The organism is Exiguobacterium sp. s57 (genome assembly GCF_018617685.1).
In the GTDB taxonomy this organism is placed as follows: Bacteria; Bacillota; Bacilli; order Exiguobacteriales; family Exiguobacteriaceae; genus Exiguobacterium; species Exiguobacterium marinum.
Window position 1 is genome coordinate 114923 of sequence record NZ_JACSKR010000005.1, and the last position, 19484, is coordinate 134406.

Annotated in this window: 21 protein-coding genes; all 21 read left to right on the forward strand. The window is 45.8% G+C overall.

The annotated features are described in order from the left end of the window. The first annotated feature begins 3 nt into the window (after window positions 1–3). The gene (locus KNO98_RS12310; RefSeq protein ID WP_214701098.1) at window positions 4–795 is read left to right on the forward strand and encodes a hypothetical protein; all 792 of its coding nucleotides are present in this window, start codon (window positions 4–6) and stop codon (window positions 793–795) included. Next, the gene (locus KNO98_RS12315) at window positions 792–1511 is read left to right on the forward strand and encodes an ABC transporter ATP-binding protein (protein ID WP_026826788.1); all 720 of its coding nucleotides are present in this window, start codon (window positions 792–794) and stop codon (window positions 1509–1511) included. The genes KNO98_RS12310 and KNO98_RS12315 overlap by 4 nt, the downstream gene beginning before the upstream one ends. Before the next feature lie 63 nt (window positions 1512–1574). After that, a complete protein-coding gene (locus KNO98_RS12320) occupies window positions 1575–3035 on the forward strand; it encodes an MDR family MFS transporter (RefSeq protein ID WP_214701100.1) in 1461 nt (486 codons plus the stop codon). A 37-nt stretch (window positions 3036–3072) separates the two neighbouring features. Next, window positions 3073–4161 carry a PQQ-dependent sugar dehydrogenase gene (locus tag KNO98_RS12325; RefSeq protein WP_026826786.1) on the forward strand — a complete coding sequence of 363 codons (1089 nt, stop codon included), beginning with the start codon at window positions 3073–3075 and terminating at the stop codon, window positions 4159–4161. A gap of 96 nt (window positions 4162–4257) precedes the next feature. Next, a complete protein-coding gene (locus tag KNO98_RS12330; RefSeq protein WP_214701102.1) occupies window positions 4258–5475 on the forward strand; it encodes a M48 family metallopeptidase in 1218 nt (405 codons plus the stop codon). Between the two features lie 100 nt (window positions 5476–5575). Beyond that, complete coding sequence (locus KNO98_RS12335; RefSeq protein WP_026826785.1) at window positions 5576–7327, forward strand: sensor histidine kinase; 1752 nt, start codon at window positions 5576–5578, stop codon at window positions 7325–7327. After that, window positions 7324–8034, forward strand: coding sequence for a response regulator transcription factor (locus KNO98_RS12340; protein ID WP_214701104.1), 711 nt, complete (start codon window positions 7324–7326; stop codon window positions 8032–8034). The genes KNO98_RS12335 and KNO98_RS12340 overlap by 4 nt, the downstream gene beginning before the upstream one ends. A gap of 15 nt (window positions 8035–8049) precedes the next feature. Further along, window positions 8050–8763, forward strand: a complete 714-nt coding sequence (gene deoD / locus KNO98_RS12345; protein ID WP_015880817.1) for a purine-nucleoside phosphorylase — start codon at window positions 8050–8052, stop codon at window positions 8761–8763. A gap of 121 nt (window positions 8764–8884) precedes the next feature. Beyond that, window positions 8885–10030 (forward strand): MFS transporter, encoded by a 1146-nt coding sequence (locus KNO98_RS12350; RefSeq protein ID WP_026826783.1) that lies wholly within the window; start codon window positions 8885–8887, stop codon window positions 10028–10030. A 166-nt stretch (window positions 10031–10196) separates the two neighbouring features. Beyond that, the gene (locus KNO98_RS12355) at window positions 10197–11582 is read left to right on the forward strand and encodes an aldehyde dehydrogenase (protein ID WP_214701105.1); all 1386 of its coding nucleotides are present in this window, start codon (window positions 10197–10199) and stop codon (window positions 11580–11582) included. 149 nt (window positions 11583–11731) lie between these two features. Continuing rightward, the gene (locus KNO98_RS12360; RefSeq protein WP_214701108.1) at window positions 11732–12442 is read left to right on the forward strand and encodes a Crp/Fnr family transcriptional regulator; all 711 of its coding nucleotides are present in this window, start codon (window positions 11732–11734) and stop codon (window positions 12440–12442) included. 177 nt (window positions 12443–12619) lie between these two features. Beyond that, window positions 12620–12739, forward strand: coding sequence for a cytochrome c oxidase subunit 2A (locus KNO98_RS12365; RefSeq protein ID WP_224863290.1), 120 nt, complete (start codon window positions 12620–12622; stop codon window positions 12737–12739). Window positions 12740–12763: 24 nt separating this feature from the next. After that, a complete protein-coding gene (locus tag KNO98_RS12370; RefSeq protein WP_026826780.1) occupies window positions 12764–13234 on the forward strand; it encodes a cytochrome c oxidase subunit II in 471 nt (156 codons plus the stop codon). Further along, a complete protein-coding gene (locus KNO98_RS12375) occupies window positions 13235–14920 on the forward strand; it encodes a b(o/a)3-type cytochrome-c oxidase subunit 1 (RefSeq protein ID WP_251129547.1) in 1686 nt (561 codons plus the stop codon). 51 nt (window positions 14921–14971) lie between these two features. After that, a complete protein-coding gene (locus tag KNO98_RS12380) occupies window positions 14972–15427 on the forward strand; it encodes a nucleoside/nucleotide kinase family protein (RefSeq protein WP_251130022.1) in 456 nt (151 codons plus the stop codon). A gap of 275 nt (window positions 15428–15702) precedes the next feature. Further along, entirely contained in the window at window positions 15703–16095 is a 393-nt protein-coding gene (locus KNO98_RS12385) for a GntR family transcriptional regulator (protein WP_214701110.1), read from the forward strand. After that, window positions 16073–16753 (forward strand): ABC transporter ATP-binding protein, encoded by a 681-nt coding sequence (locus KNO98_RS12390; RefSeq protein ID WP_214701112.1) that lies wholly within the window; start codon window positions 16073–16075, stop codon window positions 16751–16753. Before KNO98_RS12385 ends, KNO98_RS12390 begins: the two co-directional genes overlap by 23 nt. Next, window positions 16750–17556, forward strand: a complete 807-nt coding sequence (locus tag KNO98_RS12395) for a hypothetical protein (RefSeq protein WP_214701114.1) — start codon at window positions 16750–16752, stop codon at window positions 17554–17556. The genes KNO98_RS12390 and KNO98_RS12395 overlap by 4 nt, the downstream gene beginning before the upstream one ends. Before the next feature lie 9 nt (window positions 17557–17565). Next, window positions 17566–18666, forward strand: coding sequence for a hypothetical protein (locus KNO98_RS12400; protein WP_214701115.1), 1101 nt, complete (start codon window positions 17566–17568; stop codon window positions 18664–18666). Window positions 18667–18920: 254 nt separating this feature from the next. After that, window positions 18921–19127, forward strand: coding sequence for a hypothetical protein (locus tag KNO98_RS12405; RefSeq protein WP_214701117.1), 207 nt, complete (start codon window positions 18921–18923; stop codon window positions 19125–19127). Beyond that, entirely contained in the window at window positions 19127–19366 is a 240-nt protein-coding gene (locus KNO98_RS12410; RefSeq protein WP_214701119.1) for a hypothetical protein, read from the forward strand. The genes KNO98_RS12405 and KNO98_RS12410 overlap by 1 nt, the downstream gene beginning before the upstream one ends. Window positions 19367–19484: the final 118 nt, after the last annotated feature.

The following is a 19484-nucleotide window of genomic DNA, read 5'->3' on the forward strand; positions in this document are numbered from 1 at the left end:
ACGATGTCGTTATGGAGAATGGAATGGGCACGCACCCTACGGCAACGAGAAAATTACGTTTTCTTATTCACATGGGTTCTCACGCTCGTTCTACTAGGGGGGCTTGGACAAGCATTACCGGTTGCTGCGAACTATACGAATATAAGCGCAACACTCATCACGGTGCTCGGTTTGTTGCTCCCTCTTTTTATTTTATTGACGACGGCACTCCATTGGGGGCAAGAGCGGGAGTCGAAGCGACTGAACTTGCTGTCAACGTTCACCTATCCGAAGTGGAAGCTGATTTTCGTTCGGTTCAGCACTTTTTTGGTCACGCAAGTACTCATTCTATTATTGGCATTCCTCATTGCTTCGCTCGTGGTCGGGCAGTCGATTCAGACATGGATGATTCTGCTTTCCTATGCGATTGGATTGACGATCTATGCTACAGCGCTCGGTACGTTACTTGGGTTAGTGGGACGTACGCGGATTCGGGCGATATTGCTTGCTTTTTTAACGTGGGTCCTCCTCATATTACTTTGGCCGACAATTCTCGTGACAATCATTTCCTGGCTCCCTTACGGCATGCAAGTGAACGGGATGATCGTTATGTTGTTTATGAATGGATTTGATTTGATGCGAATTTGGGCCAGTACAGCGGCGTCATCATCAGACGTTTTTGGAGATGTCTATCTTGATCTATTGAGTTGGATGAATCGACCGATTGGGTATGCAGTGGTTTGGGCGACCTTACTTACGATGAGTGGCTTCTTACTATGGCTTGCTTCGATATTGGTTTGGAGGAAAACGTCATGATTAACTGTGTAGACGTAGGCAAAAAGTATGGTAATACATGGTCTCTCCATCCTATTCGTGAAGAAATTAATCCGGGGCGAATTGTTGCATTATGCGGGAGCAACGGAGCTGGGAAATCGACGCTTTTGAATCTAATGAACGGTACGATTGAACCGAGCACCGGGATCATTCAATTGAACGGCTATACAATCAAACAACGGACGAAATATAATCAAAACTTTGGATACATGCCGGACGATTTCTCATTTGACGGCGCATGGACAGTTGAAGAGACGTTTGCTTATTATTCTTTTTTGCAAGGGGCACGCCCGATTCCTAAAATTCTTGAGCGGGTCGGATTGTATGAACATAAGCAAAAGCGCGTCGCCGAACTCTCGAAAGGGATGCGCCAACGGCTCCTGCTGTCTCAAGCACTTGTGAGCGAACCGGATATTCTTTTACTAGATGAGCCGACGAATGGCCTAGACCCCATTTGGATGCATACACTCGGAGACATATTACGACAGGAAGCCGAGCGAGGGGCGACCATCGTGTTTTCAACGCATCAGTTGGACGTTGCTGCTATGTTGTCAGACGAAGTCTGGATGATGCGAGCAGGTTCTGTTTGTGGGAAGGTATATGTTCAAGAAGAACAGGCCGCATACGAACGACTGAGAGAATTCTTTTTCGAATCGAAAGATGACACTTGTCAAATAGACGTGGCTCGCACAAAATAATAGACAGTTGAAGTGGTGCTCGGAACCTTCCGACGCCACTATTTTTTTGGGGAGATGGAATGGATGAGAAAAAATGTGACGGTTGCTCTTTTGTTGGCAACCTTTTTAGCGGCAATTGAAGGAACGGTCGTATCAGTTGCGACACCGGTTATCGCTAGCGAATTGAACGGAGCGACGCTCGTCAGTTGGGTGTTTGCTGCCTTTTTACTATTTACAGCGGTATCGACACCGATTTATGGGAAAGTAGCAGATTTGTTCGGGCGTAAACGTGTCTTGTTGTTTGGAATCGGATTATTTACACTATCCTCATTATTGTGTGGACTGGCGACATCGATGGAACAATTGATCGTCTTTCGAGCACTGCAAGGTTTGGGGGCTGGTGCGGTACTCCCGATTTCGATGACGATTATCGGTGATTTATATAAATATGAAGAGCGTGGAAAGATTCAAGGGATTTTAAGCGCGGTTTGGGGGGTATCGGGTGTACTCGGTCCCGTTATCGGCGGATTTTTAGTTGAAACGTTATCGTGGCGTTACGTATTCTTATTGAACGTGCCATTTGCCTTACTCTCATTCATCATGATTATCATCTTTTATAAAGAGAACGTCACCGAGACGAGTGAACGAATCGATTTGAAAGGGGCCCTTTTGTTTGCTAGTGGAACAACCGCATTTTTATATGCCCTCATCACGTTCAGTGAAACGAATGAATGGACGACGACGATCGTCGGAAGTGGAATGTTAAGTATCGTTTTGTTAGGTAGTTTCTTCTTATCGGAACGAAAAGCAAAATCTCCCTTGTTGCCGCTTGACTTGTTAAAGCAGCCAACGATTGCCGCAATCAACGGTTCGGTCTTCTTTGCAGCCTGGGTACTCGTCTCCATGTCAGCCTATATTCCAATCTGGGCACAAGCTGTTTTGGGCAAGACGGCGACAGAGGCCGGATTTATGCTGATGCCATTATCTGTTGCGTGGACATTCACGTCGATTATCGGTGGACGGACACTCGGTGTGGCTTCTCCGAGACGGCGTGCCATGATTGGAATGGGGTTACTCGTCATCGGGACACTCACGTTAACGCTATTGTCACAGTCTAGTTCGGACGTGTGGGTATATAGTGCAGTGGCGTTGATTGGTGTCGGATTTGGATTGTCCCAGCCGATGTTTATCGTCGTCCTGCAAACCGTCGTCTCGTATCAACAACGCGGAACGGCGACTGCGACCAATTCATTTTTAAGTACAGTCGGTCAAACGCTCGGTGTCGCTGTGTTTGGGGCGGCTTTCAATTTTGTCGTTCTTAACGACTTTAAAGAAAGCAGCTCGTTATCCAAAGTGTCTTTGGAAGATTTCTTTAATCAACGTGTGACGGAGACGCTAAGCGCCTCTGTCCGTCTGCAAGGTGAACAAATCATCGCGACCGGATTGAACAGTATATTTATCGGGGCGATGGTCGCCGCAATCATTGCATTTATCATTGCGTCCCTATTACCAACGCACCGACCTGAACCTTCACAACATTCTTAAAACAAGGGTATGATGAAGGAAAGGGAGGCGAACCGACATGAAACGTCAAATCGGGGTTGTGACACTATTATTTCTTATAGGATGTACGCCAGAATCGACAAATGAGGGCTCGGAACAACCGCCTACAGAAGAATCGGTAGAGACTACGGATGAATCGAGCATCGCTGAAGAGTCGGACCTTAACATTGGAGAAGTGACACCAATCGTTGAAAACTTGGACATCCCTTGGTCAATCGCTCGTACACCGGACGGATGGTTCGTATCGGAACGTGGCGGAACGATCACCGTGATCGATGATTCGGGTCGCGCGACGCAATCTGCAGTGAACTTGAAGGAAGACGTATTTGAGATTGGTGAAGGGGGACTCCTTGGCATCGCGTTAAGTGACGATTTTGAATCGAGCGGAATCCTTTACGCGTATCACACATACGGCTCGTCAGGAAGAGACGTGCAGAATCGTGTAGTGGAATTGACGTGGGACGGGGAACGTTTCGAAGAGACAGACGTCGTGCTTGACGAGATTCCAGGGGCACGCTTCCACAATGGAGGGCGTCTGCTAATCGATGGTGAGTATCTTTGGGTGACGACGGGCGATGCGCTCGTGCCAGAACTTGCTCAAGACGAGTCATCTTTGGCAGGGAAGATTTTACGAATTCCATTATCAGGTGAAGGCGAACCGACCGACTGGATCTATTCGCTTGGTCATCGTAATCCACAAGGGCTGAGTCGGATTGACGACGTTCTCTATGCGAGCGAGCATGGAGCGAGTGGACATGACGAGGTCAACGTGATTGAAGAAGGGAACAATTATGGCTGGCCCATCATTGAAGGAAACGAGCAACAAGAAGGTCTTGTCACGCCATGGTTTGAAGTCGGTGAGACGTCTTGGGCGCCGTCTGGTATTGCGACAGATGAACGATATGTATATATGGCGACACTTCGGAACGAGCGTCTCGTCGCCATCAACCGAGAGACGAAACAAGTGACGACGATTGTCGAAGGGGTAGGGCGGATTCGCGATGTATGGTTAGACGACGATACGTTGTATTTTATTTCGAACAATACGGACGGACGCGGCAATCCACAATCGCAAGACGACAAACTTTATCAAGTGACCATTCGATAGAAACTGACGAATCCGTCAGTTTCTATTTTTTCATTGTCTCTTCTGGAATGAAAGGTATAATTAAACATGTATTTTGGGAAAAGAAGGAGAAATTAGATGAAACATTCAAACTTGGTACATAAACGAGAAAACTTATACTTCTCATTATTAGTCGCAGCAAGCGTACTCGTCTTGATTTTAGGAATCGTACTGACGATTGCATCATTCGGTCTTTTCTTGTGGATCATCGGGACAATCTTAGCACTCTCGATGTTTACACACTGGATTCAGATTGGGTATATTCGGACGAACGGTGTCAAAGTGACGGCACGGCAGTTCACAGAGCTTCATGAGCTGGTTCAACGCGTCGGGGCTGAGATGGGTATTCATTTGTTGCCAGATGTGTATATCTTACAGGCCGGTGGCGTGTTAAATGCTTTCGCCACACGATTCTTCCAAAAGAATATGGTCATTTTATATTCTGACGTCGTGGAATTGACACGTACTGGACAGACGAAAGAAGTCGAATTCGTCATCGCGCACGAGTTGGCACACATTCGCCGAAACCATGTCCAAAAACAATGGGTGGTCTTACTCGGTAGTATCATTCCGTTCTTAGGTTCGGCATACTCACGCGCATGTGAATACACGTGTGACCGGATGGCAGCTCATTATCTTCAAGATTTTGGAGCGGCGAAACGAGCGTTGACAGTACTCGCAATCGGGGGACCGCTCGCTAAAGAAGTGAATGAGTTTGACTATCTATACGAAGCAAGTCGAGAAAATGGGTTCATTGCGAAGTATAGTGAATTGTTGTCGACACATCCAACGTTACCGAAACGCATCGCAGCGATTGCGACACATGCCGGTGAAGAAAACGTACCGATGTTCAAGACGGCGGGATATGTGAAGGCGTCTATCATTACAGCGATTCTCTTAACTGTCATCGGAAATGGGGCAATCATTGCGTTCCTCGTCATGAATGATGATTTATCTGACATTGTCGCATCGGCTATGAGTGAGGATATTGAAAATGACTGGGCGACGGAACAGGAAGAACCAATTCAAGAATTGACGTATGCCAATGCCAGTTATGAGGATATTGAAGCTGAACTCGCGAACGGGGCTGACGTGAATATCCAAGACGAATATGGAGACACGCCGCTCCATAACCTGTTCTACAACGATGACGTTGATCCAGAAACGGTCCGACTTTTGCTTGAAAATGGTGCAGATGTCACGATTGAAAACGAAGACGGCATGAAACCGATTGACGTGGCAAGAGACTGGGGACATGGTCCTCGAATCATTGAATTGATGGAATCGCATCAATAAAGAATTGATCCTTGTTTCGAAAGAGACAAGGGTCTTTTTTTATGATTATTGCAAACGTTTGCATAGCGCGTGATATACTGATGAGGTAGGAGGGATATCGGTGAGTAGTATTCGTACAAAGTTAACGGGAATGATTGCGTTGACCATCATCGTACCGGTCATCGTGGCGACCATCATTTCATTTTGGTATGTAGAGGACCGAGAGCGTGAACGTGGTCTCGAGATGACCGAATGGTCGCTTGAGCGGGGGACGCGTCAGATGGAACGATACATCTCTGACTTGAGTAGGCTGCCGACAAGTTTATATGCTGATCGTGATGTATTAGACATATTGGAATATGGACCAGGTCTATCACTCAGGCAAACAGAGATTGAAGTGAGGCGGGCACTTCTTGCGATGTATCTTTCGCGGGAAGATGTGGCCCAAATTCAGTTGTTAATGCTTGAAGACATGGACTCATTTGCAGCCTATAAAATGAAGGTATCGCCACGTTCGAAAAAAGAACCGAGCGCTGTCCAACAACAGCTATTGGACAATTCGAAAAGTCGTGTATTGCTGGAAGCTTCACATCCGCTGATTCCCTATCATGACTTTGGACCAATCATGACACAAGAAGACGTCGTCACCCTCCATTTCAGACTCGATAAAATTGAGACGGATGAGCCACTCGCCATTCTGTCGCTTGATATCCCAGAAGACTCGTTTATCGGACAGTTGGCTTCTCTTCAAAACAGTCCGGATGAAAGTTTATGGTTCGTCGGTGAGGACAGTCGCGTGTTTGCCCATCTTGGAGATGGAGAGATTCCATCTTCGTTTCAACCGACATCGGTGTCGAACGATGGGAAACATCACCAAATCACAAAAACGTTTGAGTTCGACCATCAGCAATTCTACGTAGGCAAATCGATTCCGGATCAGCTGTTGACGGAACCAGCTTCACGAACGTCATTCATTATTTTACTTGTCGGAATCATCTCGCTCATCTTGGCTTTGATTGGAGCGACATATGCCTCGATGAAACTGACGACTCCAATCAAGACGTTGACCTCGAACATTTGGCGAATTGAGCAGGGGGATATGACCGTATCGTTCGATTCCCTCGGAAATGATGAATTCGGTGTCCTCGGTAGACAGTTCAAACGGATGATTGAACGAATCGATGATTTGATTCAACGGGAGTATAAGCTTGCCCTAGAGAATCGAACGAATGAACTACGTGCCTTACAGGCGCAAACCAATCCGCATTTCTTATTCAATGCGTTACAGTCCATCGGAACGTTAGCTTTAAAAGGGGATGGCAAGACCGTCTATCGATTGATCACACAACTCTCTTCGATGATGCGATATACGATGCATCCAGAGGAATCGATGGTTTCTCTAAAGAGAGAAATCGAGCATTTGAACTCATACATTCGACTGCAAGACGTACGCTTTCCGAATCAGTTTCAAGTGACAGTCGACGTCTCAGAAGAACTACATGAACTCATTGTCCCCAAAATGATTTTACAGCCATTGGCGGAGAACTTTTTCAAACATGGGTTCGAGCGGGACGGGTCTGCTTTAGCGAATCGATTTGACGTGATGATTTGGATGGAAGGCGCGACACTCGTGATTCGCTGTGAGAACAGTGGACGTTCGTTGACGACCGAGGAATGGGAACGGGTCATGTCACGAATCGAACAAGATGATTCGACATTTTATGACACAGAAGGCACAGGATTACGAAACATTCGCGATCGACTCATGTTAAACTATAATCGGGAGGCAGAATTTATGTTGGCTACACCTGAAACAGGCGGTTTTCGAATTATGATGCGTTTCCCCGCTTCTTCTGAGGGGGTGGCGTTATGACGAAAGTGTTGATTGTAGATGATGAATCTCCGGTAAGGGAAGCGGTGAAATTACTCGGTGAATGGGAACGATTCGGTGTGACGAAAGTACTCGAGGCAACGGACGGGCGTGAAGCACAGACGCTCATCGAGCAAGAGCGTCCTGCCCTTATTTTATCGGATATTCAAATGCCTCATTGTGACGGCATCGAGCTGATGGAGTGGGTACACGACCACGCTTCATTTTCTAAGCTTGTCGTGTTGACAGGATACGATGAATATTCATACATGCGACGGGCCATCCAATATGGTAGCTTTGACTATTTGTTGAAACCGATTGACCCTGACGTATTGAATGATACATTGGCACGCGCGTTAGCGGACGTGGTGACTGAATCGAGTGAAGACCCGATTGCCCAAATCGGAACGTTCATTGAACAGCATTTTTCGGAAGAACTGAGTTTACAAGGTATGAGTGAACGATTTTACTTAAGTCGAGAGTATATCTCGAGACGTTTTAAACAGCAATATGGCGTGAACTTGTCTGAATATGTGTTGACGATTCGGATGAACGAAGCGAAGCGCCTGTTAGAATCGAGTAGACAACGTATTTATGAAGTCGCCCAAGCAGTCGGTTTTTCGGATGATAAGTATTTCCGGAAGGTCTTTAAAAAACAAGTCGGTGTTACTCCGAACGAATTTCGGGAACAGGTTCAACGACAAGCTTAAAGGAGGAATTCAAACATGAGTGTACACATTGGAGCTCAAGAAGGACAAATTGCAGAAACGGTACTACTTCCAGGGGATCCGCTTCGCGCCAAGTATATTGCGGAAACGTTTTTAGAAGACGTCGAATTATATAACGAAGTTCGTGGCATGTACGGTTTTACGGGAACATACAAAGGGAAGCGTATCTCGGTTCAAGGTACAGGGATGGGTGTGCCTTCGATGTCGATTTACGTGAACGAACTCATCATGTCGTACGGTGCTAAAAACTTGATTCGTGTCGGAACAGCGGGCGGAATTCAAGAAGACGTTAAAGTGCGTGATGTTGTCATTGCGATGAGCGCATCAAGTGAGATGGGTCAAAACCGTGTCCGCTTCAACGGAATGGACTATGCGCCGACAGCGACGTTCGACCTCCTACATCGCGCATATATGAATGCAGAGAAGGCGGGCATCCCGGTCAAAGTCGGACAAATCTTCACAGCTGACCAATTCTACCAAGACGATTTCCATCACTTCAAGAAATGGGCAGACTTCGGGTGCCTCGCCATCGAAATGGAGGCAGCAGGTCTTTACACACTTGCAGCGAAACACAAAGTAAACGCGTTGACGATCCTCACGATCTCTGACCACTTGTTGACGGGTGAAGAGACGACATCAGAAGAGCGTCAGTCGACGTTCGATGAAATGATTCGTGTCGCTCTCGACACAGCCGTCGAAGTGACAAACTAAGCGATTTTCCCTATAGCCAATGGCTGTAGGGATTTTTTGTGTCCAAACCCACTCATCCCTATGAAACGTACGGAGCTCCAGCTAGACTAAGGGTAAGATCACGAGAAAGAGGAATTGTCTGATGAAAACTCCATCGCGTTTTATATTATATGCAATTGTATTTTTTGCTTTTTTTGATTTGTTCGCCCAACTTCCGATTATGAGTACATTTGCGGTATCCGTTGGGGCATCTTCGTTTATCGCTGGTTTTTCTATTGCCATTTATTCGTTGACGAACACGTTTGGAAATATATTATCTGGTATATGGACTGACAGGAATGGTCCATATCGCGTTTTAGTTCTCGGTTTATTTTTGACGAGCTTCAGTTTATTGACTTATCAGTTCGTCGACTCAGCATCCATGTTGCTGTTTGTAAGGTTTGTTCACGGCTTTATGGCCGGGCTCATCGTCCCGGCAGCGTTTACGCTGTCTGCGAACGTCACCGCGACGAATCGTCAAGGGAAGAAAGTCGCAATCACCGGTAGTTTTGTTGGTCTAGCGGCCATCGTCGGTCCAGCCTTTAGTGGGATTGTCGCAAGTATGACGTCACCCCCGACCGTTTTTCTATTCGTCTCTTTATTCGGTTGGATAATTCTCTTCTTGACGGTCATCACGATGCGTCGCGGTCAAATGATAGATGTGAAGACAAAAACAGATGACGAACCGGTGAAAGCTGATTCTAGAGTGATTCGTGCCTATTGGGGGGCTTTCTTCCTCATGTTTTCACAAGGGGCGCTCGCTTTTTTATTGCCGCTCCATGTGCAAGCGCTCGGATACGATTCGCGATTGAGTGGGACGTTACTCAGTATGTTCGGTGTGGTCGCCGTCCTATTCTTTTTATTACCAACGAACCGACTGTTCGATCGCTTTTCCCCGACTAAATTGAGCGCACTCGGGGTGGCCATCATCGGGACGAGTCAGCTGCTCATTGGACAAGCAAGTGTACAATCTGGCCTTTACGGGGTACTTGCCTTATATGGAGTCGGATTTGCGATCTTATTTCCGGCAATCAACACATTGTTGATTCAATCAACATCCCCACAAAATCGGGGAAAAGCGTACGGGGCATTTTATGCATTTTTCTCTCTCGGAACGGTGGCGGGATCGTCGTTTTTAAGTGCGCTTTCTCTTTCGGTCATCCAGCAGTTTACGCTGACCGGAGTAATTTTATGGGGAGCGAGTCTTCTCTTTATGATGAGTTCTCTAAAAAGAGGGCGAATGTTTTGACACGATGACTTTAATTCATTAATCTATACATATGATTAAACGTTTAAACCTTTAAACGTTTATAGGAGATTGAAAGATGTTCGATGGATGAAAGCGATTTCTTAGATTCACTCTTCATTGGATGATAAGATGAAATAAATGTGATAAATCATAAGGAGGAAAGTTTATGCTGGCACCGATTGAACAGTTGACGATTGATGAGCTTGTCCAGAAACAACGCCGCTTCTTTAAAACTCAGGCGACGAAATCAATGGCATTCCGTTTGAGCATGCTGACGTTTTTAAAGGAATCGATCAAGCACTATGAACCGGACTTGTTAGAAGCTCTGCGCGAAGACTTGAACAAATCAGAGATGGATGCGTATACGACAGAAATCGGATTTATTTACGATGAGATTTCACGAACGAAACGAGAATTAAAACGGTGGATGCGTCCGAAACGTGTCCGTGGAACAGCCATCCATCTCGGGATGAAGAGCGAGATACGTTATGAGCCGTACGGTACGGTATTAATTATCGCTCCTTGGAATTATCCCTTCCAATTGGCTGTTGCTCCACTCATCGGCGCAATCGCCGCAGGGAACACCGCCGTTGTCAAACCTTCAGAGTTGACGCCTAACGTCGCTCGTGTCTTGACACAGGTGTTAGAGCGCGCCTTTACCGATCGCTATGTAGCAAGTGTCGAAGGTGATAAGGACACGGCTCAAGAATTATTGGATCAAAAATGGGATTACATTTTCTTCACAGGTTCTACGCAAGTTGGTCGGATCGTCAATAAATCAGCAGCGGAACATCTGACACCGGTCACACTAGAACTCGGTGGGAAATCACCTGTTATCGTTCATGGAGATGCGAACGTCTCGATTGCAGCGAAACGTGTCGCATGGGGGAAATGGATGAATGCCGGTCAAACATGTGTCGCACCAGACTATGTGCTCGTGCATGAATCACAACAGGAAGCTTTCTTAAAAGCCGTTAAACAAGAAGCGTTTGCGATGTTCGGGAATGGTGTCGGGACAAAACGATACACGCGCATCGTCAATGAAGCACACTTCGACCGTCTGTCCCACTACTTGACGGAGGGTGACCTTATTTTCGGTGGTGAAACGAGTCAAGATGAACTAAAAATTGCTCCTACTGTCATGACGAATCTTCATGAAGATGCTGATGTGATGAAAGACGAGATCTTTGGTCCAATCTTACCGGTCATTCCGTACCGTCAACTTGATGAAGTAATCGAGTTCATTTCTGACCGACCGCATCCTCTTGCTCTCTATCTCTTTACGGAATCGAAAGACGTGGAAAAAACAGTTATGAAACATCTTTCCTTTGGCGGAGGGTGCATGAACGATGTCATCATGCACTTGACGAATCCGAACCTTCCGTTTGGCGGAGTCGGCGAGAGCGGGATGGGGGCTTATCACGGTCGAACGAGTTTTGAAACGTTCAGTCACGCCAAATCGATTTTAAAGAATACGACAAAATTCGATTTACCAGTCCGGTATCCGAACTTCAAACCGGCAGAAAAATTGATTCGGTTGATTCAGCGTTAAACAAGCAGAGAGATTCGGGAGAATAGCCGAATCTCTTTTTTAAAGATTGTTTGAAATGTCACATACTTTTACGATTCTTCCTGTCACACTCTTGTATAATAAAGTCATAAATGGAACGGACGAATGAAATGTGGAGGGAGCAACGACTTATGTCAATGCAATGTGGAACGACTCAGCCGAACAGTTTTGTATTTTCAGATGAAACGAAACAACTGTTACTTGAAATGATGACGATTCAGCATCATCCAAAAGCAAGTATCGTGTGTTGGGAAGGCGAGAAGTGTGATAAGTTCTTTTACTTAAAGAGTGGTTCTGTTAAATTTACGAAAATCACGAAAAAAGGAAATCCACTCGTCATGTTCATGTATGGACCAGATGATTTCTTCGGTGAGTTCGATATCGTGGAAGCTTTCCCGAGTTCATACAGTATCGAGACGACAGAAGAAAGTACAATTGGAACGATTTCGAAACGTGAGCTAGAATCACTGATGCAACGCGATATTCGGTTTGCTGGAGAAATTTTACGCTGGACATCGATGATGCGGAAGCACTCGGAAATGAAAGTCCGCGACTTATTATTGTACGGAAAGCCAGGGGCGCTGGGCTCGACATTACTGCGGATGGCGGCCATGCATGGTGTAGAGGAAGAAGATACCATTGTGATTCCTCGTCATCCGTCCGATGGAGAACTGGGGCAATTGATTGGAGCTCCGCGCGAGACGGTGAACCGTTTGATCAGCCAGTGGCGAAAAGACGGAGTCATCAGTACAACAGCAAAATCGATCGTTATTCACGATGTTGATTTTTTGAAAGAGCTTTGTCACTGCGAGGGTTGTCCTGCTGGAATATGTCGTTTGTAAACCACCTCATGTGTAGGTGGTTTTTTTGTGGACTCCTTTTTAAAAATGTGAATTTTGTGTGTTGAAACTACGCAAAATTGATGTGATTGTCACTTTTGAAGTGATAAATGTCACATATTTTCACCTGAGCGATTGCGTACAATAAAGGTGGAAAAACAAGCGAAAGGGGTTTTACACGTGGAACATAAAGATGGACAAGAACCAAATCTTAAAGGAACGTTTACATCGGTCATGATTGTCGCAGGTGTCATCATCGCCATGTGGTCTTCGGTCTTTTACTTATTTGTTACTCGATAAACATACAGGGAGAAGGGTCTCGTCATGCATATTCATAAATTAGAAAAATATTGGCTTACGTTTGGTATTATCTTGCTTGCAGTTTTCTTGACTGTTCTAGGGGTATCTGCCTTCGCAGCGGGAAATCAACCTGCATCGGATGCGGATTTGATCGACCCAGCAAAAGTGAATCAGACGGCTCCGTTTGATCAACCGGGACTTCATCAAATTGGCGAGAATGAATACGAGCTCGTCATGATTGCACAAGCATTTACCTTTACACCAGGGAATGTCGAAATTCCAAAAGGTGCAAAAGTGACGTTCCTCGTGACGTCACCGGACGTCGTTCACGGATTTCAGTTGACAGGTACACCGGTCAATATGATGGTCGTCCCTGGACATATCAACTCATTGACGTACACGTTTGAGGAAGCTGGAGAATTTTTGATTCTTTGTAACGAATATTGTGGAACAGGACATCACATGATGTCGACTAAAATCAAGGTGGTGGAGTAAATGAACGATGTATCATCTAAACTGAAGCAATGGGAGATGGAGCGTGGAGTTCCGGTTCCGAGTATTGGAGCGAAAGAAGCGCGTCTTGCTTACGGTCACGTTCTTGTATCGATTCTCGCTGTCTTGATTGGTGCGTTGGCTGGTTTGATGCAGACGTTAATTCGGACCGGTGTCATTCCTGAAATTTTTGGATATTATCAGTTACTAACAGCTCACGGAATCATGCTCGGAATCGTCTTCACAACGATGTTCATCATCGGTCTATTATATGCGCTACTTTCGAAGTCATTCGGTCGCTTTGAATCGTTCCCGACCCGTGTCGCTTGGCTCGGTTTTTGGACGATGATTATCGGTGCTGTCATGATCACTGTGATGATTCTTGCTAATAAAGGGACTGTACTTTATACATTTTATGCACCGCTCATGGCAGATCCGCTCTTCTATGTCGGACTCGTCCTGTTCGTAGTCGGAACGTGGTTCTCCTCGTTCGCGATGTTCCGGATGTATGCAGATTACAAACGTGATAACCCAGGGGTTCATCCACCACTCCCGGCTTATATGAGTATTATGACGATGCTACTTTGGGTCATCGCGACACTCGGTGTCGCAGCGACGATTTTATTTCAACTCCTCCCACTCTCACTCGGGTGGAAAGATACAGTCGGTATTGAATTATCCCGTACATTATTCTGGTACTTCGGGCACCCGCTCGTGTATTTCTGGCTCATGCCGGCATATATTGTGTGGTATACGGTCGTACCGAAAGTAATCGGCGGAAAAATCTTCTCTGATGCGTTGGCGCGAATGGCATTCTTGTTATTCTTACTCTTCTCATTCCCGGTCGGATTCCACCATCAATTGACAGAGCCAGGGATTGAGCCGTTTTGGAAGTTCGTTCAAGTTATCTTGACGTTCTTAGTTGTCATTCCTTCGTTTATGACGGCGTTCTCGCTCTTTGCGACGTTCGAACTTCGTGGACGTGCGCTTGGTGCAAAAGGGTTGTTCGGCTGGGTGAAGAAAATGCCATATGGCGATGTTCGTTTCCTTGCACCATTCGTCGGGATGTTGTTCTTCATTCCTGCCGGCGCAGGTGGGATCATCAACGCTTCGCACCAATTGAACGCGATGGTCCACAATACACTTTGGGTCACAGGACACTTCCACATCACCGTCGGAACGGCTGTTGCCTTGACGTTCTTCGGGACGGCCTATTGGCTCGTACCAGTCCTTCGTGGTCGCACATTGACGAAGGCGATGAACAAACTTGGTTTGATTCAAGCAGGAACGTGGGCGTTCGGTATGTCTATCATGTCGTATGCGATGCATATTTCAGGATTAAACGGGAACCCACGTCGTACGGGTCCGGCGACATATTTCTCGGATGCGTTGACACGTGAATGGATCCCATATCACGTCATGATGGCAATCGGGGGAACAATTTTGTTCATCTCTGTTCTCATCTTCGTCTACTCGATGTTCAACTTGTCATTCCTCGCACCGAAAGGCGAAGAAGAATTCCCGCTCGCTGAGACAGAGGAAGCAGCGATGGATACACCACGTTATTTCGAGAATTGGAAACTATGGATCACCGTGACATTCGTCTTGATCGCATTTGCATACACCGTTCCAATCTGGCACTTGATTGAGAGTGCGCCTCCTGGAGCGCGTGGTTGGGTACTCTGGTAAACTAAAGTCAGCTCATACGTGAGCTGACTTTTTTGTGTGGGGAGGAACGGTATGAACACATTAGAAGTCATCCATGCAGCACGTTCGATGCACTTAGGGAATCGACCGTTTGTCGTAGCGATTGATGGACTGAGCGGAGCGGGCAAAACGACGCTCGGTTCACAATTGAGCAATGAGCCGAGTGTTTATGTTCTTCACATCGATGACTATATCGTCGAACGTGCAAAGCGCTATGAGACCGGACAGTCTGAACCGACCGAGTATTATGCTCTACAATGGGACGTATCGCGTCTTGAGTGTGAACTGTTTCGTCCATTAAGGAATGGGATCACCGAACTGAAATTACCTCGTTACGTGTATGAACGAGATGTCATCGCAGAAGAGAAGATTGATGTGTCATCTGCTCATACAGTCGTCATAGAGGGGATTTTTTTTGCAGCGACCGGAATGGCGTCCTTATTTCGATTATGTGATCTATCTCGACTGCCCACGCGAGGTTCGTTATGAGCGAGTATTGAACCGTGATACATACCTCGGCGATCCGGCGAAAAGACTTGCGAAATATAAGCGCCGGTACTGGCCCGGGGAAGATCTGTATCTTCAACAAATCGATCCGAAAAGAGGGGCGGATATCGTGCTCTGACTGAACATTTCAACATCTGACGCACGTGTCAGATGTTTTTTATTTGGAGAAAAATTGAAAAAAAGATTGACGCAGAAGTGTATTACACTAATAATACAGTTAGAAAGTGTATTAACCATGTCATACACTTAGAAAGGTGATGAACATGCAATTCAATACGAGGGCACCGGTTTATCTACAGGTCGTCGACTACTTCAAGAAGAAGATGGCACTCGGTGAACTAAAGGCCGGGGATGAGATGCCATCCCGGCGAGAACTAGCGAACGATTTAAAAATTAATCCGAACACGGTTCAAAAAGCGTTTAAGGAAATGGAGGACCAACAATTGATTACGACCGAACGAAATCGACCGAGTCGCGTGACGACAGATGACGCCATCTTGAAACACATTCGTTCTGAGATTGTAGATGACGCGGTCGCTGTATTTGTGGAATCGATTCAAGAGCTTGACGTCTCGGTAGACGAACTTGTCGAGAAAATCAAACGACAGTACAAGGAGGGAATATACGATGATCGAAGTGTTGGGAGTTAAGAAGCGCTATCGCAAAAAACAAGTCATTGAAGACGTTTCGTTCACAGCGAATAAAGGGGAAATCACATGTCTCATCGGACTGAACGGAACAGGGAAATCGACGTTATTGAAAGGCATCATGGGATTGACACCTTTTGATAAAGGTTCGGTATTGATTGATGGAAAACCGATCGATTTGAATCGTGTCGCTTTCGTCGCCGACCATGCGATGTTCCCGATTCACTTTACAATCGAGCAATGTGAGGCGTTTATGAAAGACTTTTATCCGACATTTGATTCGGCATTATTTGCTCGTCTCGTCGAAGACTTTAAATTGTTCCCGGAGGATAAGTTAAGCGAGTTATCGAAAGGGACGCTCGCCAAAGCGAACCTCGCACTCGGCATTGCCCAAGACCCGGATTATTTATTACTCGATGAACCGTTCTCAGGAATCGACGTCTTTTCGAAAGAACAGATTGTTGAACTGTTTTCGAGTGAGGTCATGGAGAACCGAGGCGTGCTCATTACGACACACGAGATTGAAGATATCGAGTACTTGATCGACAAGGCGGTCATGTTGAATAACGGACGCATCGTCCGTGAGTTTGATGTCGAAGATGTCCGTTTCATTCATGGGAAGTCCATCGTCGATGTGATGAGAGAGGAGTACGGGGCATGAATCTATTGAAACTATTGAGTTGGGAAGTCGAGCGTGTCACAAAACCGTTCTTGATGTTAGTCGCAGGTCTCCTCGTCGTCCAGTTTGGATATCTCGGCTACTTTTTATGGGGCGAGACGAATTTTTATGAACAGTTACGTCGTGCAGGAGATGCAGACTATCAATTGATGTTTGTCAGTTACTTGAACGGAACTCCATATCTTTTATCCCTCGGGATTGCCGTTGCTGCCGTGTTACTGTACAGCGTATGGATTTGGTATCGCGATTTTCAAGGACGAGGGACGTTCATGATGCGACTCCTCACAATGCCACAAAAACGAATGACCATTTTTTTCGCCAAACTCGCTACCATATTAATGATGACGTTCGGGTTGTTCGCTGTCGAATGGATTGCCCTTAAGTTGCAATACATAGCGTTTACAAGTTGGTTCGAAGATAAGATGATTCCGATGCAAGGGTCATTTGAACAAGCACTATCGTACCAGGCAATACTGTCTATGATGTATCCTTCTTCACTCGTTAATTTTGTCATTCATCAATTGATGATCACGATCGCTGTGCTCTTCATCTTCGCATTTGTGTTGATTGAACGAAGTTTCTGGCAACGGACGTTGTGGTCACCGGTACTTAGCTTATCGATTCTAGTTGTCATCTTAACTATTCCGATTTTAGGCTACGCGTTCTTGGATAATTACCTGATTTATGATGAGACGATTGTATATGTCGGTGTGGTGTTGATAGCATGGGCAGGTGTGACGATTTGGGTAGGCGGACGATTTTTACAGACGAAACTGAATGTTTGAGGTGAGAAAATGAAACGAATGTGGAATGTGGCCGCTCTTGGTGCGGTCATCGTGATTGGACTTGGGACGTTTGCTGTTGATGCGACGGAAACGAAAGCAGAATGGGCGTTAGACATCAATTCGAATCCATCTGTTTGGACAGACACAGTGGTTGAGATCAGTTATAGCATAGAGGACAGTGTAGAAGAGCGGTTTGAAGTGACGACTGATGAGAGTCGCATCACGTCAAATTTGAATTATATTGCTGAGGCGCTACGGTATCATGAACGTTTAAATGAGGGAGAACGCCCGGTTCATCGACAAATGAACGGAATGACATATGCCCAATCGATTCAAACAGAAGAGGGATATATCGGGGTCGGTCAGGATGGAATGAAAGAGCTCATCGTATTTGAACAAGTAGAAGGAAAAGAGCTATCGACTTATACGTTCGATGCCGAGGAACGTCAAATTTATGAGATCATGACAGGGTGGTGGGCAGGTATCTTTATTAAGGACGGCCAGTTAAATTTGATCTATCGGGACGGATATGGCGAGGTAACAAAAACGATGCTCGCCACGTTCAACCAGACGATGAATGATGTGACCGTCAAAGAATTGAGTATGGACAAAGGATTTATCACCGGTGTCATGCATACGAATCGATTTTATGCTACTGATGTAGATACTCGGCTGACAGAAACACGTTACGTTCCAGTCAGTGTTAGTTCTCACGAAGTCATCCGAGAAGGGGAAGAGGACATCCATGTTGAGGACGCGATGCCAGGACTATTCGCTTACGATACAAAAACGGGGAAAGTTGTTCAATTGGTTGAAGGCCAAGGCTTTTGGGATCATACAGTGTCAGGCCACAACCTGATCGCATTAAATGAAGACGGCGAGGAAGTCGTCATCGACTTGAACACCGGGAAACAAACGACTCGGATAGTTCTCGACTCGGTGGATCATACCTCTTACGTAAATGGTCGCCTGTACCAAACGCGCCAAGCGAAGGACGGTGTCGTTATCGATGTATACGAGGATGGGAGACAAATCTCAAGCGCGGCAATCACGCCTGAAAATGAAGAAGCGCGTGACATGCTCAAACAGATTGACGTATATGTCAGATAAAAATATGCAAAGATGGGGTCCATCCGAAGCGTGAGTCAGCGTCATTACTAGTGATGACCGCTACGATAACGTTTCTTCACTGCTATAACGGGGAGGATGCCTCATCAACATTCTGAGCGGACAAGTTTGTCCGCTTTTTTTATTTTTTACATTTCTAAATATAGACATATGTCTTACTCCTTAGAACATCTTTTCCGGGCTTACATTCCAAATTTTAGTATGTTAATTTTGCGAGTGAATGGGAGGTCATATATATGAAAAATTCGACTAAAGAGTGGATTTACATCCTACTCCTCGCAGCCATTACCGTTATACACTTTTTTGTGGATGGATTGTCTGAGAATAGTAAAGCGGTTATAACCATTGCGATTTTTCTAATCGCTGCAGTGCTTAAATTTGGAGTGAAAACGAAGGAAAAGAGAAAAATTGTCCATAAAAATCAAAAATTGTATCAGTTATGATGGCAATGGTACTTGTTTTGTCTGCCTTGAAATCTGTCGGTGGCGCCACTAAGTTTGTTAAAGCAATCAAACCATACTATAAGATGTCACGAGAGGATAAATTAAGTAAGACAGCGTCACTTAAACAAGCTGTCCGACTCGCCGCTAAAGATGCAGGACCAGATGCGCGCGAAGCCTTGCTAGATCTCTTTGGTGTTTCATCTGTGATTGGATCATGTTCAGCAGCCTTTGGGAAATAAAACAGACCCCGATTGATTTCGGAGTCTCATAAAATCTGAGCGGGTCTTGGCATACCCGCTCTTTGTATTAGTGTTGGAATACTGATCTTGCACCCATAAGTATAGTGAGGCGATGATT

What these genes read in the sequence shown, in the direction of transcription:
- KNO98_RS12310 (WP_214701098.1), top strand. Translation starts at nt 4, where the DNA reads ATGTCGTTATGGAGAATGGAATGGGCACGCACCCTACGGCAACGAGAA.
- KNO98_RS12315 (WP_026826788.1), top strand. Translation starts at nt 792, where the DNA reads ATGATTAACTGTGTAGACGTAGGCAAAAAGTATGGTAATACATGGTCT.
- KNO98_RS12320 (WP_214701100.1), top strand. Translation starts at nt 1,575, where the DNA reads ATGAGAAAAAATGTGACGGTTGCTCTTTTGTTGGCAACCTTTTTAGCG.
- KNO98_RS12325 (WP_026826786.1), top strand. Translation starts at nt 3,073, where the DNA reads ATGAAACGTCAAATCGGGGTTGTGACACTATTATTTCTTATAGGATGT.
- KNO98_RS12330 (WP_214701102.1), top strand. Translation starts at nt 4,258, where the DNA reads ATGAAACATTCAAACTTGGTACATAAACGAGAAAACTTATACTTCTCA.
- KNO98_RS12340 (WP_214701104.1), top strand. Translation starts at nt 7,324, where the DNA reads ATGACGAAAGTGTTGATTGTAGATGATGAATCTCCGGTAAGGGAAGCG.
- deoD (WP_015880817.1), top strand. Translation starts at nt 8,050, where the DNA reads ATGAGTGTACACATTGGAGCTCAAGAAGGACAAATTGCAGAAACGGTA.
- KNO98_RS12350 (WP_026826783.1), top strand. Translation starts at nt 8,885, where the DNA reads ATGAAAACTCCATCGCGTTTTATATTATATGCAATTGTATTTTTTGCT.
- KNO98_RS12355 (WP_214701105.1), top strand. Translation starts at nt 10,197, where the DNA reads ATGCTGGCACCGATTGAACAGTTGACGATTGATGAGCTTGTCCAGAAA.
- KNO98_RS12360 (WP_214701108.1), top strand. Translation starts at nt 11,732, where the DNA reads ATGTCAATGCAATGTGGAACGACTCAGCCGAACAGTTTTGTATTTTCA.
- KNO98_RS12370 (WP_026826780.1), top strand. Translation starts at nt 12,764, where the DNA reads ATGCATATTCATAAATTAGAAAAATATTGGCTTACGTTTGGTATTATC.
- KNO98_RS12375 (WP_251129547.1), top strand. Translation starts at nt 13,235, where the DNA reads ATGAACGATGTATCATCTAAACTGAAGCAATGGGAGATGGAGCGTGGA.
- KNO98_RS12380 (WP_251130022.1), top strand. Translation starts at nt 14,972, where the DNA reads ATGAACACATTAGAAGTCATCCATGCAGCACGTTCGATGCACTTAGGG.
- KNO98_RS12385 (WP_214701110.1), top strand. Translation starts at nt 15,703, where the DNA reads ATGAACATGCAATTCAATACGAGGGCACCGGTTTATCTACAGGTCGTC.
- KNO98_RS12390 (WP_214701112.1), top strand. Translation starts at nt 16,073, where the DNA reads ATGATCGAAGTGTTGGGAGTTAAGAAGCGCTATCGCAAAAAACAAGTC.
- KNO98_RS12395 (WP_214701114.1), top strand. Translation starts at nt 16,750, where the DNA reads ATGAATCTATTGAAACTATTGAGTTGGGAAGTCGAGCGTGTCACAAAA.
- KNO98_RS12400 (WP_214701115.1), top strand. Translation starts at nt 17,566, where the DNA reads ATGAAACGAATGTGGAATGTGGCCGCTCTTGGTGCGGTCATCGTGATT.
- KNO98_RS12405 (WP_214701117.1), top strand. Translation starts at nt 18,921, where the DNA reads ATGAAAAATTCGACTAAAGAGTGGATTTACATCCTACTCCTCGCAGCC.
- KNO98_RS12410 (WP_214701119.1), top strand. Translation starts at nt 19,127, where the DNA reads ATGGCAATGGTACTTGTTTTGTCTGCCTTGAAATCTGTCGGTGGCGCC.